At 68.6% G+C, this 4274-nt stretch carries 2 protein-coding genes; one reads left to right on the top strand and one right to left on the bottom strand.

All coding sequences use genetic code 11. From position 1 onward, the window contains the following. Positions 1-145 precede the first annotated feature (145 nt). A complete protein-coding gene (gene acnA, locus QH270_RS01220; RefSeq protein WP_432420270.1) occupies positions 146-2950 on the bottom strand; it encodes an aconitate hydratase AcnA in 2805 nt (934 codons plus the stop codon). Between the two features lie 281 nt (positions 2951-3231). Here acnA and QH270_RS01215 point away from each other — a divergent pair, with 281 nt between their 5' ends. Then, entirely contained in the window at positions 3232-3774 is a 543-nt protein-coding gene (locus QH270_RS01215; RefSeq protein WP_280338498.1) for a DUF6676 family protein, read from the top strand. The last annotated feature ends 500 nt before the right edge of the window (positions 3775-4274 follow it).

Genomic DNA, 4274 nt, shown 5'->3' with positions numbered 1-4274 from the left:
GGCCTCAGCCACCCCCATCGGCGCGGGCGGCCGCCCGCCGCCGGGGGGGGCGCGGGGCGGCCGCGGGCGGGGGGGCTGCGCCCCCCCCCCCCCGGGGGGGGGGGGGCCCCGCCCCCCCGCACCCCGCGGCGGAGCCGCGCGTGTCTCAGCCGCGGATCATGTTGCGCAGCACGTACTGCAGGATTCCGCCGTTGCGGTAGTAGTCGGCCTCACCGGGGGTGTCGATGCGCACGACCGCGTCGAACTCCACCTTCGAGCCGTCTTCCTTGGTGGCGGTGACCTTCAGGGTCTTCGGGGTGACACCCTCGTTGAGCTGGGTGATGCCCGCGATGTCGAAGGTCTCGGTGCCGTCGAGGCCGAGCGAGGCCGCCGACTGACCCTGCGGGAACTGCAGCGGGATGACGCCCATGCCGATGAGGTTGGAGCGGTGGATGCGCTCGAACGACTCGGTGATGACGGCCTTCACGCCCAGCAGGCTGGTGCCCTTGGCGGCCCAGTCACGCGAGGAGCCCGAACCGTACTCCTTGCCGCCGAGCACGACCAGCGGGATGCCCGCGGCCTGGTAGTTCTGCGAGGCGTCGTAGATGAACGCCTGCGGGCCACCGGGCTGGGTGAAGTCGCGGGTGTAGCCACCCGAGACGTCGTCGAGCAGCTGGTTGCGCAGCCGGATGTTGGCGAAGGTGCCGCGGATCATCACCTCGTGGTTACCGCGACGCGAGCCCAGCGAGTTGTAGTCCTTGCGGGCCACACCGTTGGCGTCCAGGTACTGCGCGGCGGGGGTGCCCGGCTTGATCGGGCCCGCCGGGGAGATGTGGTCGGTGGTGACCGAGTCGCCCAGCAGCGCCAGCACGCGCGCGCCGGTGATGTCGGCGACCGGCGACGGCTCCATCTGCATGCCCTCGAAGTACGGCGCCTTGCGGACGTAGGTCGACTTCTCGTCCCACGCGAAGGTGTCGCCCTCCGGGGTGGCCAGGTTCTGCCAGCGCTCGTCACCGTCGAACACGGTGGCGTAGGACTTCTTGAACATCTCCTGGTTGATCGCCGACTTGATGGTGTCGTCGATCTCCTGCGGGGACGGCCAGATGTCCTTCAGGAAGACGTCGTTGCCGTCGGTGTCCTGGCCGAGGGCGTCGGTCTCGAAGTCGAAGTCCATCGTGCCCGCGAGCGCGTAGGCGATGACCAGCGGCGGCGAGGCCAGGTAGTTCATCTTCACGTCGGGGGAGATGCGGCCCTCGAAGTTACGGTTGCCCGAGAGCACCGCGGTGACCGAGAGGTCGTTGTCGTTGATCGCGGCCGAGATCTCCTCGGGCAGCGGACCGGTGTTGCCGATGCAGGTGGTGCAGCCGTAGCCACCCACGTAGAAGCCGAGCTTCTCGAGGTAGGGCCACAGACCGGCCTTCTCGTAGTAGTCGGAGACGACCTGCGAACCCGGCGCCATGTTGGTCTTCACCCACGGCTTGGACGACAGGCCCTTCTCCACCGCGTTGCGGGCCAGCAGGGCGGCGCCGAGCATGACCGACGGGTTGGAGGTGTTGGTGCAGGAGGTGATGCCCGCGACGACGACGGCGCCGTGGTCGAGGACGAAGTCGCCGCGCTCGGCGGAACGCACCGTGACCGGCTTGGACGGACGGCCCTCGGCGCCGTTGGCGGCCGAGTGGACGGGCGAGGCGTCACCGGCGTGGCTGGCCGACACCGCGACGGGGTCGGAGGCCGGGAAGCTCTCGTCGACAGCCTCGTCGAGCGCGGTGTAGTCGCCCACGTAGTTGACGATGTCGGAGCGGAAGGCGCTCTTGGACTCGCTGAGCAGGATGCGGTCCTGCGGACGCTTCGGGCCCGCGATGGACGGCACCACGGTGCTCAGGTCCAGCTCCAGGTACTCCGAGTAGGCGGGCTCGTTGTCGGCGTCGTGCCACATGCCCTGTTCCTTGGCGTACGCCTCGACGAGCGCGAGCTGCTCGTCGGTGCGGCCGGTCAGGCGCAGGTAGTTGATGGTCTCCTCGTCGATCGGGAAGATCGCCGCGGTGGAGCCGAACTCGGGGCTCATGTTGCCCAGGGTGGCGCGGTTGGCCAGCGGAACCTCGGCCACGCCCTTGCCGTAGAACTCGACGAACTTGCCGACCACACCGTGCTTGCGCAGCATGTCGGTGACGGTGAGCACCACGTCGGTGGCGGTGACGCCCGGCTTGATCTCACCGGTCAGCTTGAAGCCGACCACGCGCGGGATCAGCATGGAGACCGGCTGGCCCAGCATCGCGGCCTCGGCCTCGATGCCGCCCACGCCCCAGCCAAGCACGCCGAGGCCGTTGACCATGGTGGTGTGCGAGTCGGTGCCGACACAGGTGTCGGGGTAGGCCTGGCCGTTGCGGACCATGACGGTGGGCGCCAGGTACTCGATGTTGACCTGGTGGACGATGCCCATGCCAGGGGGGACGACCTTGAAGTCGTCGAAGGCGCCCTGGCCCCAGCGCAGGAACTGGTAGCGCTCGCCGTTGCGCTCGTACTCGAGCTCGACGTTGCGCTCCAGCGCGTCGGCGCGGCCGAAGACGTCCAGGATGACCGAGTGGTCGATGACCATGTCGGCGGGGGAGAGCGGGTTCACCTTGCTGGGATCGCCACCGAGGGTGGTGACGGCCTCGCGCATGGTGGCCAGGTCGACGATGCAGGGCACGCCGGTGAAGTCCTGCATGATCACGCGCGCGGGGGTGAACTGGATCTCGACGCTCGGCTCGGCCGAGGGGTCCCAGTTCGCGATGGCGCGGATGTGGTCGGCGGTGATGTTCGCGCCGTCCTCGGTGCGCAGCAGGTTCTCCGCCAGCACCTTCAGGGCGTAGGGCAGCTTCTCGGTGCCGGGAACAGCCGAGAGACGGAAGATCTCGTAGGAGTTGCTTCCGACCTCGAGCGTGCCTTTGGCGCCGAAGGTATCAATCTTCGTCACGTCAGCTCCACTCATGTGTGAGGGTGTGCCGCCGGCGGGGCTGTGCCGGCGACTCGCGTCTTCGGAGGGGGTTCCGGCGCCGTGAGATGCCGGTTTCCTCGCCGCACAAGTCTAACAGTACGCTTGTCCTAAGAAATACGCGGGGCCGCCCGAGCGTGGCGTGCGGACGTGCCCGCGCGCGCCGTCGCGTACTGTGCCTGTCGAGCGAGTCGGGGAATGACGCGTTGACGCTCACTCTGCAGTGTTGGCTGCCCGTCGCGACCGAGGCGACCGTGGCTCGACAGACCGGATGGAAGATGACCGTCTTGCACACCTTTGCGCCGATGGCCGCGGAACTGCCGCCGAATACCGTGCTGAGCAGTGTCGAGTCCGATCTCGCCGACAATCATGTCGCCGCTCCCAAGGGTGTCGACCAGGAGAAGCTGGCGGCGATCGTCGCCGAGGCGCGATCCGAGGGGATCCCGCTGAGTGTCGTTGTCGTTCCCGGAAACCCAGGGCACGACTCGAGCCTACGTGACCTGGCCACCGAGGTGGGCGAAAGCACCGAAGGCACCGTGGCGGTGTTCAGCGACGACTGGATCGGCACCCACAGCGACAGCATCAGCCGGGTCCGGCTGGAGTGGGCCGAGGACGCCGCCAAGTACAAGGGCAACCATCCCGAGGTGGCCGTGCGGGCCTTCGTCGACCGGCTCGAGCAGCCGGAGAGCATGTCCTGGGGCTTGATCACCGGCATCCTGCTGACGCTCACGGCACTGGCGATCGCGGGGCTCTACGTCGTGAAGGTCCGTCGCGGTCCCGACGTCGACGCCGCGCCGGCCGAACTCGATTCCACTAGGTAACCGGTCTCACTCCAGTCACATTTTCAGACCTCCGGTCTGTTTCTCCTGGGTGAACGCTGTCTTGCATCAGGCTAATTCCGGGCAATCGCCTAATCGCACCCCCGACGTGCTGTGGCAGATGTTTCCTTTGGGAACTATGTGTCGTACGGTGACGGTGATCATGATCGGGAATGACGAGGTACAGGGGGCATTGGTCGACCGTTGAGGTCGATGGGGTGGGCTGATGCGCCGTGGCGTTGGACGAGTCGAGTCACTCGGAGGTGCCGTGCGCGGTGCGGGCAGGCAGGACGAACCAGGTCTATTACGGATAGCGGCGGGATTGCTCATGGCGCTCGCGCTGCTGGCGAGCGCGGGACCCGTCGCGGGGGGGGCCCCCCCCCCCCCCCAAACCGCCCCCCGGGGGGTAGCGGGCGCCGGCGCCCCCGGGGGACCGCGGGGGGGGGAGCTCCGCGCGCCGCTAAACCCCCGCCCCCCCGCCCCGCACCCCCAGCCCCCCCCCG

The organism is Nocardia neocaledoniensis (assembly GCF_029868625.1).
GTDB lineage: Bacteria > Actinomycetota > Actinomycetes > Mycobacteriales > Mycobacteriaceae > Nocardia > Nocardia neocaledoniensis_A.
This window is presented reverse-complemented; position numbering and strand designations above follow the sequence as displayed.

What these genes read in the sequence shown, in the direction of transcription:
- acnA (WP_432420270.1), bottom strand. Translation starts at nt 2,950, where the DNA reads ATGAGTGGAGCTGACGTGACGAAGATTGATACCTTCGGCGCCAAAGGC.
- QH270_RS01215 (WP_280338498.1), top strand. Translation starts at nt 3,232, where the DNA reads ATGACCGTCTTGCACACCTTTGCGCCGATGGCCGCGGAACTGCCGCCG.